Origin of the sequence: Planktotalea sp. (genome assembly GCF_018607965.1) — a bacterium.
Taxonomy (GTDB): domain Bacteria; phylum Pseudomonadota; class Alphaproteobacteria; order Rhodobacterales; family Rhodobacteraceae; genus Planktotalea.
Genome location: NZ_JABBAM010000035.1, coordinates 99,273 through 111,134 on the forward strand (window position 1 = coordinate 99,273; position 11,862 = coordinate 111,134).

Genomic DNA, 11,862 nt, shown 5'->3' on the forward strand with positions numbered 1-11,862 from the left:
ACCAAAAAAAATCCAAGTCGACGTTAAGATCAGCGCGCCAAAATAGGACGTGGCGTGTTTAAGTCCTGCAAAATTTGACCGAGTTTGCAACGTAGCGCGAACATCTGGCACAATGTTTTTCAAAACATCTTGATGCGGTTTCATTGCTTATATCACTGTCAGGCCGAGCAACTTGCGCCGCCTAGTACACAGAACTTCGCGCAATGTGGGTGGTTCAGCTGGACCGACTTTTCCGCGTCTTCCAAGCTATTCCCTAATTCAAACTCATCCGAATAAGGAAGCAACGTACAGGCTATAACCGCAGGCTTTTCCGCACCTTTGCGCTTCACAACCATGCGTGACGACGCACACATCATGGCATCAGGGGATTTATCCAAAATACCCCAGCAATCGGTGGTAATTTCAGGCACATCGACGGTTTCATCCATCTCTGGAAACAGCACCGTTTGGCCCGCATTCATCGCATCAATGTCAAAACCATGCTGCGCAAACAATGCGGCGTAACCTGCGCGCGATGCGGCATCGCTTTCGCCCCAAACCGTACGGCCCGCGACGGCCATCGCAAAACCGTTCTCTTGCAGCCATGCCATGCCCTCGATCGTCTTTGCAAACGTCCCTTTGCCGCGTTCGGTGTCGTGGTTCTCTTCAGACCAATGATCTACAGAAATGCGCAACGTCAATTTGTCGGGATAGGCTGCGTTCAGCTCTAACAAACCTGCGCGCATGGATTTGCGCATCATTGGTCGCATCGCGTTTGTTAGGATCAAAACGTCATAGCCACGTTCTAAAGACGCCCGTGTGATGTCGATCATTTCAGGGTTCATGAACGGCTCACCGCCCGTGAACGCAATCTCGCGCACGCCCCATTTACGGGTCTCAAGCTGGTCCAGATAATCACGCACTTCGTCGGCGGTAATATAGACCAGCGCGTCATTCTTGGGCGAACTTAATATATAGCAATTCTCGCATTCAATATTGCACAGAGTTCCTGTGTTGAACCAAAGAGTTTGCGGATCACTTAGTGCCACACTTGCACGCGTTTCACCCTTTGCGGTGGTGAATGGGTCAGAAAACTTTTCTGAGGGTTGGTTAAGGTTTTCTAGATCTTTCATGAGCCATCCTTCGTCGCGCGATAAAAATCGGTGTAGCGCGCGTTTGTCGCACAGAAAAGGACCCTTAGTGTCGCTGACACCATTGTGATGTATTAATCGGGTGTTAGACATTCTCTGAAAGTCACGTTAGTGAGACGTGAAAAGTAAGTTAGCGCTAACAGCGCCTGTAAATATTGGAGCATTCCCATGGTTTCACGCGTGATTCCTGTTGAACCTTTTGACCTTGTTATCTTTGGCGGTACGGGCGATTTGGCACGTCGTAAGATCTTACCGGGTTTATTTCGTCGGTACTGTGCTGGGCAAATTCCAGACGGGAGTATGATCATCGGCGCTGCGCGCGGTGATCACGATGCGGGCGAATTCCGTACTCTTGTGACCGAAGCCGTGCAAGAATTCGGTGGTGGTCGCACCTGTGAAGACGGCACATTGGATGCGTTCTTAGCGATGATTGATTATGTGACTGTGGATGCGCGTGGCGACACGGGCTGGGCTGAACTTGCTACGAAAGTACGTAAAGAACTGGTGAACGCCTTCTATTTCTCTGTCGGCCCAGGCTTGTTTGGTGATCTTGCAGAACGTTTGCAACGCTTTGATATGGCCGATGATGACAGTCGCATCGTTGTGGAAAAACCGTTCGGTCGCGATCTGGAAACCGCGAAAGCGCTGAATGCCTCGTTGGCAAAGCATTTTGATGAAACGCAGATCTACCGGATCGATCATTATCTGGGCAAAGAAACCGTGCAAAACCTGATGGCTGTACGATTTGGGAATATGTTGTTTGAACCGCTTTGGAACAGCCAGTATGTGGATCATATTCAAATTACTGTCGCTGAAACTGTCGGTGTTAGCGGGCGCGGGGGCTATTATGACAAGTCCGGCGCGATGCGCGATATGGTGCAGAATCACTTGATGCAGCTGTTGTGTTTGATCGCGATGGAACCCCCTGCAAAGTTTGACCCAGATGCGGTGCGCGATGAAAAGCTGAAAGTTATCCGCGCGCTTGAGCCAGTCGAGCCGCATCACATCGTACGTGGTCAGTATAGCGCGGGCGATGACGAGGCTGATTACAGAACGCATGTAGAAGACCCGTCTAGCAAAACAGAAAGCTTTATCGCTATGAAAATGGCGATTAGCAATTGGCGTTGGGCGGGGACACCGTTCTACTTGCGCACAGGCAAACGTCTTAAGGCGCGTACCTCTGATATTACTGTGGTGTTCAAAGACGCCCCACATTCGATCTTTGGCGCAAAAGCAGGGCAGCATAACAACGAGTTGCGCATCCGTTTGCAGCCCAATGAGGGCATGACGCTTGACGTTACCATCAAGGAACCGGGTCCGGGCGGAATGCGCCTTGTGGATGTGCCGCTTGATATGAGCTTTGCAGAAGCGCTTGGCCCAGACGCAGCAGACGTGCCAGATGCCTATGAACGATTAATTATGGATGTGATCCGTGGAAACCAGACCCTGTTCATGCGTGGCGACGAAGTCGAGGCCGCATGGGCATGGACCGATCTAATCATTGAGGGCTGGCAAGCACGCGCGGATGTACCAAAACCCTATGATGCGTTAAGCGAAGGGCCCACAGATGCGATGGCGATGATCGCGCGCGATGGCCGTATTTGGAGACCGATAAAAACATGAATTTCATTGAGTATCCCGATTCCGACATGATGATGATCGACCTTGCAAATCAAATTGCGGGTGATCTGAACGCAGCGCTTTTGCATGAAGAACGTGTGTGCCTTGCGGTGCCTGGTGGAACAACACCCGGTCCCTTGTTTGATGTGCTGTGTGCGGCTGATTTGCCGTGGGACCGCGTCGATGTCATGTTGACCGACGAACGCTGGGTACCCAGCGACAGTGATCGCTCCAATACCTTGCTGATCCGCGAACGCCTGTTGGTGAACCGCGCGGCCGCAGCGCGTCTGTTGCCGTTATATAAAGAGGCGGAGCAACCTGAGCAGGTCTTAGATGCGCTTGAAGAAATGATTGCACCTGAATTGCCAATTGCCGTCCTTTTGCTGGGGATGGGCGCAGATATGCATACGGCGTCTCTGTTTCCGCGTGCTGAAAAATTGGCCGAGGGTCTTGCGCCCGATGCCCCAATTTTATTGCCAATTGCTGCGACGGATACCCAAGAAACCCGCGTATCCCTCAGCGCGCGCGTGCTGGATGGCGCTTTGCGAAAACACATCGTCATCATCGGTGCTGAAAAGCGGGCTGCGTTTGAAAAAGCGCAAGGATTGGACCCGATTGAGGCCCCGATCAAAGCAGTTTTGACTGGCGCTGACGTGCATTGGGCACCCTGAAAAGGACTTTGAATTATGTGGACTGACGTAAAATCGCTCAAGACCGATGCGCTTATCACGGACCTGTTCGACGCAGACGCGCAGCGCGCCGATGTTTTCTCGCTCTCGGTTTTGGACATGTTGTTTGATTACTCAAAGACATCCATGGATGGCGCGGCGCGCGACGCTCTTTTAGGGCTTGCCCGTGACGCTGGTGTTGGCACGAAACGCTATGCGATGTTTGCAGGTGAAACGATCAACGAAACTGAAGGACGCGCTGTTTTACACACGGCGTTGCGCAACCTTGATGGTGACGCGGTCTTCGTGGACGGTATCGATGTCATGCCAGACGTTCTTGCGACACTGGATCGGATGGAAGCATTTGCCGAGGCTGTGCGCAGTGGTGCGTTTAAAGGGCAGGGTGGACAGATCACAGACGTGGTGAACATCGGTATCGGTGGATCAGATCTTGGTCCTGCAATGGCGACTTTGGCGCTTGCGCCCTATCATGACGGACCGCGCGTTCATTATGTGTCCAATGTAGACGGTGCGCATATTGCGGACACGCTGCGTGGACTTGATGCGGCGACGGCGCTTATTGTTGTGGCCTCGAAAACGTTTACGACGATTGAAACGATGACCAACGCGCGCACGGCGATGGCGTGGATGTCTGAGAATGTAAAAGACCCCGCTGCACAGTTTGCAGCGCTGAGCACGTCCGATGAAAAAACGGGTGCGTTCGGTATCCCCACATCACGCGTATTCGGGTTTGAAGACTGGGTTGGCGGTCGCTATTCGCTTTGGGGTCCGATTGGTCTGGGCATTATGATTGCTGTCGGTGGCCCTGCGTTCCGCGCATTCCTGCGCGGTGCGCAATCAATGGATTTGCATTTCCGGTCTGCTGAACTTGTTGAAAACCTGCCTGTTATGCTTGCGCTTGTCGGGATTTGGCACAATCAGGTCTGCGATCATGCAACGCGCGCTGTTCTGCCCTATGATCAGCGTTTGTTGCGATTGCCTGCATATTTGCAGCAGCTTGAAATGGAAAGTAACGGCAAATCTGTGCGCATGGATGGCTCTGACACGCCGGTTCACACAGGACCTGTTGTGTGGGGCGAACCCGGCACGAACGGTCAGCATGCGTTTTATCAATTGATCCACCAAGGCAGTCGCGTTGTGCCGTGCGAATTCTTGCTGGCGGCCGAAGGGCATGAGCCTGATTTGACGCATCAGCATGATTTGCTGGCCGCCAACTGCCTTGCGCAATCTGAGGCCTTGATGAAAGGGCGTTCGCTTGAGGAAGCGCGCGCATTGATGGCCGCAAAGGGGTTGCAAGGTGCGGAGTTGGAACGCCAAGCGCGTCACCGTATTTTCCCCGGAAATCGCCCATCGACGACGTTGCTTTACCCGAAGTTGACGCCAGAAGTTTTGGGCCAGATCATTGCTTTGTATGAACATCGTGTGTTCGTAGAGGGTGTGATTTTGGGCATCAATTCATACGATCAATGGGGCGTTGAGTTGGGCAAAGAGCTTGCCACAGCTTTGCAACCAATCGTAGAGGGGCGTGAAAGTGCGGATGGCAAAGATGGGTCGACCCGCGGTTTGGTGAACTATATTCGCGCGCGGGCCTGAGTGCGAGCGGCGCAGCCTCCGGCGGGGATATTTTGAAAAGGAGAAGTGCTGGCGTTAACGTGGGATGTCAAAGTCTGGCGCGGCCAGCGTAAAGCCCTCGAAATTAAAGCCAGGCGAGACGGTGCAGCCAACAAGGGTAAAGTCGCCTGTGGTGCGCGCGGCTTGCCAGTGGTGCGGCGGCACAATGAGCTGGGGCATGCCTTGGTTTAGATCAGGTGTGAGCATGTAATCTGTGGCGGGGCCTTGGTCCGTTTCTGACAGCGACAAAACAAGTGGAGCGCCCGTGTAATAATGCCAGATTTCAGCGGCATCGACCTTGTGCCAATGGCTGGCTTGGCCATCCCGAAGCAAGAAATAGATGCACGTTCCATTCGCGCGTGGTTGCGCGTCGTCAATATAGGTTTGGCGATACCAGCCGCCCTCTGGGTGCGGCTGGAGATCTAGGTGCTTTATGATCATGTCAGCGTTCATGACTTGAGAACAGAACGTCCAGCATAGAGCGCGGTTTCGCCGAGCATTTCCTCAATACGGATCAATTGGTTGTATTTTGCCAATCTGTCTGAGCGCGCGAGCGAGCCGGTTTTGATCTGGCCGCAGTTTGTTGCAACGGCAAGGTCGGCGATTGTGGCGTCTTCAGTTTCGCCAGAACGATGGCTCATCACATTCGTGAAACGCGCGCGGTGCGCCATATCGACAGCTTTAAGAGTTTCCGACAAGGTTCCGATTTGATTGACTTTTACCAACATTGAATTGGCACTTCTACGCTCGATACCCATGGCCAAACGTTCTGGGTTAGTTACGAACAAATCGTCGCCTACAAGCTGGATACGATCACCGATCAGATCATTCAAGACCTTCCAGCCGTCCCAATCATCCTCGTGCATGCCATCTTCGATCGAGATAATCGGGTAGTCATTCACGAGCGCCTCAAGGTAGGCGGCGTTCTCTGCTGATGTAAGGGATTTGCCTTCGCCAGAATATTCGTATTTGCCGTCTTTGTAGTATTCAGACGCAGCACAATCGAGCGCGAGGTAAACGTCATCACCCGCTTTGTAGCCAGCCTTCGCGATAGAGTTCATAATGAAATCAAGCGCTTCACGGGTGGAGCCAATGTTGGGTGCAAAACCACCTTCGTCGCCGATACCTGTGGACAGGCCAGCGGCAGTCAGCTCTTTTTTCAAAGTGTGGAAGATCTCAGACCCCATGCGCACCGCTTCGCGGATGTTGGTCGCGGACACTGGCATGATCATAAATTCTTGGATGTCGATCGGGTTGTCTGCGTGTTCGCCACCATTGATGATGTTCATCATTGGAACGGGGAGCGTGCGCGCGGATGTGCCGCCAACGTAGCGAAATAGTGGCATGGAACTGAAATCAGCAGCGGCTTTGGCGACGGCCAAGGACACGCCGAGGATCGCGTTTGCGCCAAGGCGGGCTTTGTTTGGGGTGCCATCAAGTTCGATCATCATCGCGTCGATCATTTCTTGCTCGGTCGCGTCCATGCCCAACAGTTCTTCGGCGATCTCGCCGTTGACGGATGCGACGGCTTCCAGAACACCTTTGCCCATGTAGCGGTTCTTGTCGCCGTCCCGCTTTTCAACCGCTTCATGTGCCCCTGTGGAGGCACCAGAGGGAACTGCAGCACGCCCCATTTTGCCATCTTCCAAGATCACATCGACTTCGACGGTCGGGTTGCCCCGACTATCAAGAATTTCGCGGGCGTGGATGTCAATGATAGCGCTCATGGCGTGTTTTTCCTCTAAATCAATGGATTTGAGGCTTCTTTACACGGTGCGATCATTGGGGGGAACCCTGTTAGCGACCTAAGTGTTACCGCTAACGGAAAGTTTTCTTTCACGCCACATGACGAACAGGCCAGAGCCGATCACAAGGGCTGCACCGATTAGGGTCAGTGTATCGGGGCGATCATAAAAGAATAGCGCTGAAATTATCAGTGCAAAGACAAGGCGCGTGTAGCGGAACGGTGTGACGAAGGACACGTCGCCCAGTCGCATCGCAGCAGTGATGGAATAATAACCGACCGCATTCGCGAGCGAGGCACAGAGCACAATGAGCCAGCCATTTAGCGCAGGCATTTCATGCGGGCCTGTAAAAGGCAAAAGCACCAAACCTGCGGGAATGATCGCAGCGGTGCCCCATGTGGCCATTTGCAAGGTTCCAACGCTTTGCGGCATGATCCGTGTGATCAGATCACGCGCGGACAGTCCGAAGGCCGCGGTTAGGGCAAAAACAGCGCCGATGGGAATGCCACTGGTGTCTGGGCGCAGCATCAACATGACGCCGAAGAAGCCTGCGAACAGGGCGAACCACCGCCGTGGGCCGACCTTTTCCTTAAGCAGAACCGCTGCCCCTAATGTAACGATCAACGGCACGGCCTGGATGATTGAAATCACCAATGACAAGGGGGCCATAGACAAAGCGCTGACCATGCAGATCGCGGTAACAGCTTCGACACAGTTGCGTGCGATTACGGGTTTTTCAAAGAACCCACGTGAAAATGGTGTTTGGCCTGAACGTTGGGCAAGGGCGCTAAAGATGATCAAGCCCGGGATCGCCATGAAGATTAAAACTTGCGAGATCGACATGGTGCTAGATGACATTTTCACGAAAGCATCGCCTAAAGCGAACGTTGCCATGGAGAGAACCATCAATAGCGCGGCGCGGGTATTTCCCACGCGCTAGTTTGCTTTCGGTTTGATTGGAACGCCGTAGAGTTCGAGTTTGTGACCTTTAAGTGTATAGCCAAGGCGCGCTGCGATACGTTCTTGCAGCTTTTCAATCTCTGGATCAACGAACTCTATGACCTCACCGGAATTCATGTCAATCAGGTGATCATGGTGATCGCGCTCTGCATCTTCATAGCGCGCGCGCCCGTCTCCAAATTCCAGCTTTTCTAGGATGCCAGCTTCTTCGAACAGCTTTACCGTGCGATACACCGTTGCAATCGAAATGCCTGAATCCGCTGTAGAGGCGCGGGCATATAGCTCTTCCACATCGGGGTGATCGTCACTGGCTTGAAGCACGCGCGCAATCGTGCGGCGTTGGCCTGTCATACGCAGGCCTTTGGCCTCGCAACGTTCGATGATGGTGGAATCGGCCATGACGGGGCTCCGGCTTCGTGTTGAGAGATGTGTCTAGCGCAAGGATACGCAGGGGAAAAGGGGGTGTACAGTTGACTTGGGGGGGCAAAGGGGCCATGTGCCACTCAAACGCTGCAAAACGCGCCCAACCACGGGCTGCGCTGCAAAGATAACCCCTAAAGGACGAGTATCCGTTGAGCGAATTTGAAACTATGGGTCTAACCGACCGGCTTGTAAGCCGTTTGAAGGAATTAGGCCTCACCACACCGACACCCATTCAGGCACGTGCTATCCCAGAGGCCTTGAATGGCCACGACGTTTTGGGCCTTGCCCAGACGGGAACAGGTAAAACGGCAGCCTTTGGCTTGCCGTTGATCACACTTCTTAGCCAGAACCCTGGTCGCCCTTTGCCAAAATCCGTGCGTGCGCTGATCCTAGCGCCAACACGTGAGCTGGCAGGCCAGATCGTTGAGAACCTGAAGGACTACACGACTGGCACGCCGATCAAGGTGGCGCTGGTTGTTGGTGGTCAATCTATTAACGTACAATCCAAGCGCTTGGAAAAGGGCATCGACATTCTGGTCGCCACGCCCGGACGTTTGCTTGATCTCTTGGATCGCCGCGCGTTGACGTTGCAGGACGCGAATTTCCTCGTTTTGGACGAAGCCGATCAAATGCTTGATCTTGGCTTTATTCATGCGCTGCGCAAGATTGCGGGTCTTTTGCCTGCGACGCGCCAAACCATGCTGTTTTCGGCGACGATGCCAAAGCAGATGAACGAGATTGCGAACACATACCTGAAAAGCCCACGCCGTATCCAAGTCGCACCTCCGGGCAAGGCGGCAGATAAGGTCACGCAGGTTGTTCACTTTATTGCCAAGTCTGAAAAGCAGTCTTTGCTGATCGAATTGCTGGGCAAGCACAAAGACGAGCGCGCTCTGGTCTTTGGTCGCACCAAGCACGGTTGTGAAAAACTGATGAAGCAGTTGGTTGCGCGCGGTTTTGCGGCCACGTCCATTCACGGCAACAAAAGCCAAGGCCAGCGCGAGCGCGCTTTGGCCGCGTTCAAAAAGGGCGACATGATGGTTTTGGTGGCAACGGATGTTGCTGCGCGTGGACTTGATATCCCTGATGTGCGCCATGTTTATAACTACGAACTGCCCAACGTTCCTGATGCCTATGTGCACCGTATCGGCCGTACGGCGCGCGCAGGCAAAGATGGTGCTGCGATTGCGTTCTGTGCGCCTGACGAGATGGATTTGTTAAAAGACATCGAAAAAACGATGAAGATTTCTATCCCAGTTGAGTCGGGTACGCCTTGGGTTGATTTCGATGGTCCTTCCGCCAAAAGCCGGTCTGGCATGGGCGGCGGTGGTCGCGGCAAAGGTGGCGGCGGTCGTCCTGGCGGCGGTGGCGGGGGAAAACTCGGTGGCAAGCCAGGTGGCGGTGCGCGTCGCGGCAAGCCAGGCGGGACACGTCCCCAAGGTGAAGGCGGCGGTGGCGCAGGTGGCGGCGGCGGTAAACCCGGTGGCGGACGTCGGCGTCGCAGTGGCGGCGGTGGCGGAGCGCCTGCTGCATAGATCACTTTAAATTCGAAGACATTGAGGGGGTCACGTACTGCGGTTATCGTGACCTTTTCACCATCTAGGGCATTGGCTGCGAACGCGGTCAGCAAGGGCAGGGCATCCACATCTGGATTCGGGCGCATCCACCCCATATCAACAATATTTTACTCATATTGTGGCTGCAAGAAACGAATTTGACCCATATCCCAATCAGGAAAAAGACGTTCGTCTATTGTGCCATCCGCAAGGATCATAAAGTTGTAATGCATGGGATCTTTGTGGATCACGGACAAGCGACGCATCAAGGGATCATGCGGGCCTTCCAAATATTGCAAAAAATGGTCTTTGTCGGTGTGCAAAAAGCCAGTTAGACCCTCGCGCTTGTTGTTGCGCATACTGGTGCGGATAATCTTGGTGACAATCCAAGCATTCAGATGTGATCTTGATTTGCTGCGATACAACGCAAAATAGATATCCATAGATCCCACCATTACTCAATCTACGCCTTTGTGGTGTCTGCAGGTTACTAAAACGTAAAAAGGCGCTCTGGGGTTGAACCCAAAGCGCCTAAAAATCTATCTAGTTTTAACCCATTCGGTACAGTCGCTATGCAGTCACGCCCATTTGCATGTTCAGCATTTGCGCGGTCTGTGGATCAATTCCAAGCGCATCTGCAAGCGCGCCCATGTAGGCTTTTTCGGCAGGTGTATCGACGCGGATCGACATCATCGACATAGCGTATAGCTGGAATTTCTGTGCGTCTGGCGTGTCTCGGGCCAAGGCCTCGACATCCAAGGGCGCGGCCAGTTGTGCTTGAACAAAGGCCATGTCTACAGCGTCGGCATCTTCTCCAATGGTCTCAAGAATTTTGGCACGTTCTGCATCGTCGATATCGCTGTCGCATTTTGCGGCTTGGATCATCGCGCGCAGAATGAGGCCTGCGGATTCTTCAGCGTCTGGCGCTGCGGGGGCCGCTTTGCCAAAACCGTCGAGCATGTCGCCAACGCCTTTGCCCCCCATAGCAGCCGCGCCGCCCATTGCTGCGAACATGCCCGCAAGACCAGCGCCGCCGCCCGCTGCGCCACCAAGTGACGATAGCAATCCGCCTTTGTCAGCGCCATCATCAGATGCGCCACCGCCCATAAGGCCGCCAAGCATTCCTTGGATGTCCATGCCGCCGCCTGCACCGCCACCTGTCATTTGCTGCATCATTGCGGCCATCGGGTTGGACGCCTCTGCGCCTGCATCACCGGTGCCCGTCATTTTGTTCATCATATCAGCCATTGGGTTGGACGCACCTTCAGTTGCGCCCGAGCCACCCATCATTTGCTGCATCATCGCCGCCATAGGGTTTGTAGCCTCTGCGCCGCCCTCTGCATGCTGGCCACCGCCAAGCAATGCGCCCAAACCGCCGCCACCTGCCATTTTGTCAACGCCGCGTGCAGTTGCATATCCGATTGCGACTTTCGCAAGGGTTCCCATAAGGCTCATAATATTTCTCCAAAAAAATGCTGGGCGTGCTGCCCGTTGATATGCGATTAAACGAGGTCTGGTGCGCGGCCAAAGCGATTGGCCAAGCGCGCGACTGTTAGTCCTTGTATGATGATCGAGAAGATCACCACAATATATGTGGCAGTGAGAATTAGTGGCTGCCATTCCCCGTCAGGCAGCGAAAGCGCCAGCGCGACCGAGATACCGCCCTTAAGACCGCCCCATGTCATGATGGGAATGACGCCTGCGCTAAACTGGCGGAAGGGCTTAAGCAAAAGCACAGGAATCGCCACGGCGGCAAGACGTGCGATCAGGGCGAGGACGATGGCCATAACGCCCGTGACAAGGAAGCTGGCCTCGAACGCGATGGCGAAGACCTCGAAACCAATCATCAAGAACAGAACGGCGTTCAGGATTTCGTCGATCAACTTCCAGAAGGCGTCTACGTATTTGCGGGTTTGTTTGCTCATCCCTTGCTTGGTGCCAATTTCGCCGATCAAAAGACCCGCACAAACTGCCATGATGGGCGCGGACACGTGTAGATAGACGGTAAGTTCATAACCACCAAAGGCAAGGCCGAGGGTCAAAAGTACCTCAAGCGAGTAGTCATCAATACGGCGTGAGCCAGCCGAGTACGATACCAAGGAGTGCGCCGCCCACAGCCTCTTGGAAG

Annotated in this window: 12 protein-coding genes; 4 read left to right on the forward strand and 8 right to left on the reverse strand. The window is 54.0% G+C overall.

The genetic code is table 11. The annotated features are described in order from the left end of the window. Nucleotides 1–158 precede the first annotated feature (158 nt). Nucleotides 159–1,112, reverse strand: coding sequence for a radical SAM protein (locus tag QZ279_RS02925; RefSeq protein WP_293447699.1), 954 nt, complete (start codon nt 1,110–1,112; stop codon nt 159–161). A gap of 186 nt (nt 1,113–1,298) precedes the next feature. On the opposite strand from QZ279_RS02925, the gene zwf reads away from it, so the two are divergent. From zwf to pgi, 3 genes are read left to right on the forward strand one after another with little or no spacing between them, the layout of a single operon-like run. Continuing rightward, entirely contained in the window at nt 1,299–2,753 is a 1,455-nt protein-coding gene (gene zwf / locus QZ279_RS02930) for a glucose-6-phosphate dehydrogenase (protein WP_293447701.1), read from the forward strand. Beyond that, nucleotides 2,750–3,421 carry a 6-phosphogluconolactonase gene (pgl, locus tag QZ279_RS02935; RefSeq protein WP_293447704.1) on the forward strand — a complete coding sequence of 224 codons (672 nt, stop codon included), beginning with the start codon at nt 2,750–2,752 and terminating at the stop codon, nt 3,419–3,421. The genes zwf and pgl overlap by 4 nt, the downstream gene beginning before the upstream one ends. 15 nt (nt 3,422–3,436) lie before the next feature. After that, nucleotides 3,437–5,032, forward strand: a complete 1,596-nt coding sequence (gene pgi / locus QZ279_RS02940; protein ID WP_293447706.1) for a glucose-6-phosphate isomerase — start codon at nt 3,437–3,439, stop codon at nt 5,030–5,032. Nucleotides 5,033–5,086: 54 nt separating this feature from the next. Here the strand turns inward: pgi and QZ279_RS02945 are convergent, their stop codons facing one another. The 4 genes from QZ279_RS02945 to QZ279_RS02960 form a co-directional block, all read right to left on the reverse strand. Continuing rightward, nucleotides 5,087–5,503, reverse strand: a complete 417-nt coding sequence (locus QZ279_RS02945; RefSeq protein ID WP_293447709.1) for a cupin domain-containing protein — start codon at nt 5,501–5,503, stop codon at nt 5,087–5,089. After that, complete coding sequence (gene eno, locus QZ279_RS02950; protein ID WP_293447711.1) at nt 5,500–6,777, reverse strand: phosphopyruvate hydratase; 1,278 nt, start codon at nt 6,775–6,777, stop codon at nt 5,500–5,502. The genes QZ279_RS02945 and eno overlap by 4 nt, the downstream gene beginning before the upstream one ends. A 78-nt stretch (nt 6,778–6,855) precedes the next feature. After that, complete coding sequence (locus QZ279_RS02955) at nt 6,856–7,728, reverse strand: DMT family transporter (protein WP_366513834.1); 873 nt, start codon at nt 7,726–7,728, stop codon at nt 6,856–6,858. 3 nt (nt 7,729–7,731) lie between these two features. Then, nucleotides 7,732–8,154: a Fur family transcriptional regulator gene (locus tag QZ279_RS02960; RefSeq protein WP_293447714.1), complete on the reverse strand. Its 423-nt coding sequence runs from the start codon at nt 8,152–8,154 to the stop codon at nt 7,732–7,734. 173 nt (nt 8,155–8,327) lie between these two features. Here QZ279_RS02960 and QZ279_RS02965 point away from each other — a divergent pair, with 173 nt between their 5' ends. Then, nucleotides 8,328–9,713 (forward strand): DEAD/DEAH box helicase, encoded by a 1,386-nt coding sequence (locus QZ279_RS02965; protein ID WP_293447717.1) that lies wholly within the window; start codon nt 8,328–8,330, stop codon nt 9,711–9,713. 149 nt (nt 9,714–9,862) lie between these two features. Here the strand turns inward: QZ279_RS02965 and QZ279_RS02970 are convergent, their stop codons facing one another. The 3 genes from QZ279_RS02970 to QZ279_RS02980 all read right to left on the reverse strand — a co-directional run. Next, nucleotides 9,863–10,177 (reverse strand): BLUF domain-containing protein, encoded by a 315-nt coding sequence (locus QZ279_RS02970; protein ID WP_293447720.1) that lies wholly within the window; start codon nt 10,175–10,177, stop codon nt 9,863–9,865. Between the two features lie 127 nt (nt 10,178–10,304). Then, the gene (locus tag QZ279_RS02975; RefSeq protein WP_293447722.1) at nt 10,305–11,189 is read right to left on the reverse strand and encodes a tellurite resistance TerB family protein; all 885 of its coding nucleotides are present in this window, start codon (nt 11,187–11,189) and stop codon (nt 10,305–10,307) included. A gap of 47 nt (nt 11,190–11,236) precedes the next feature. Continuing rightward, nucleotides 11,237–11,862: cation:proton antiporter (locus QZ279_RS02980; RefSeq protein WP_293447725.1), on the reverse strand; the 626-nt coding region annotated here is incomplete at its 5' end.

Coding starts and splice junctions, on each gene's coding strand:
- QZ279_RS02925 (WP_293447699.1), bottom strand. CDS start 1,112: ATGAAAGATCTAGAAAACCTTAACCAACCCTCAGAAAAGTTTTCTGAC.
- zwf (WP_293447701.1), top strand. CDS start 1,299: ATGGTTTCACGCGTGATTCCTGTTGAACCTTTTGACCTTGTTATCTTT.
- pgl (WP_293447704.1), top strand. CDS start 2,750: ATGAATTTCATTGAGTATCCCGATTCCGACATGATGATGATCGACCTT.
- pgi (WP_293447706.1), top strand. CDS start 3,437: ATGTGGACTGACGTAAAATCGCTCAAGACCGATGCGCTTATCACGGAC.
- QZ279_RS02945 (WP_293447709.1), bottom strand. CDS start 5,503: ATGAACGCTGACATGATCATAAAGCACCTAGATCTCCAGCCGCACCCA.
- eno (WP_293447711.1), bottom strand. CDS start 6,777: ATGAGCGCTATCATTGACATCCACGCCCGCGAAATTCTTGATAGTCGG.
- QZ279_RS02960 (WP_293447714.1), bottom strand. CDS start 8,154: ATGGCCGATTCCACCATCATCGAACGTTGCGAGGCCAAAGGCCTGCGT.
- QZ279_RS02970 (WP_293447720.1), bottom strand. CDS start 10,177: ATGGATATCTATTTTGCGTTGTATCGCAGCAAATCAAGATCACATCTG.
- QZ279_RS02975 (WP_293447722.1), bottom strand. CDS start 11,189: ATGAGCCTTATGGGAACCCTTGCGAAAGTCGCAATCGGATATGCAACT.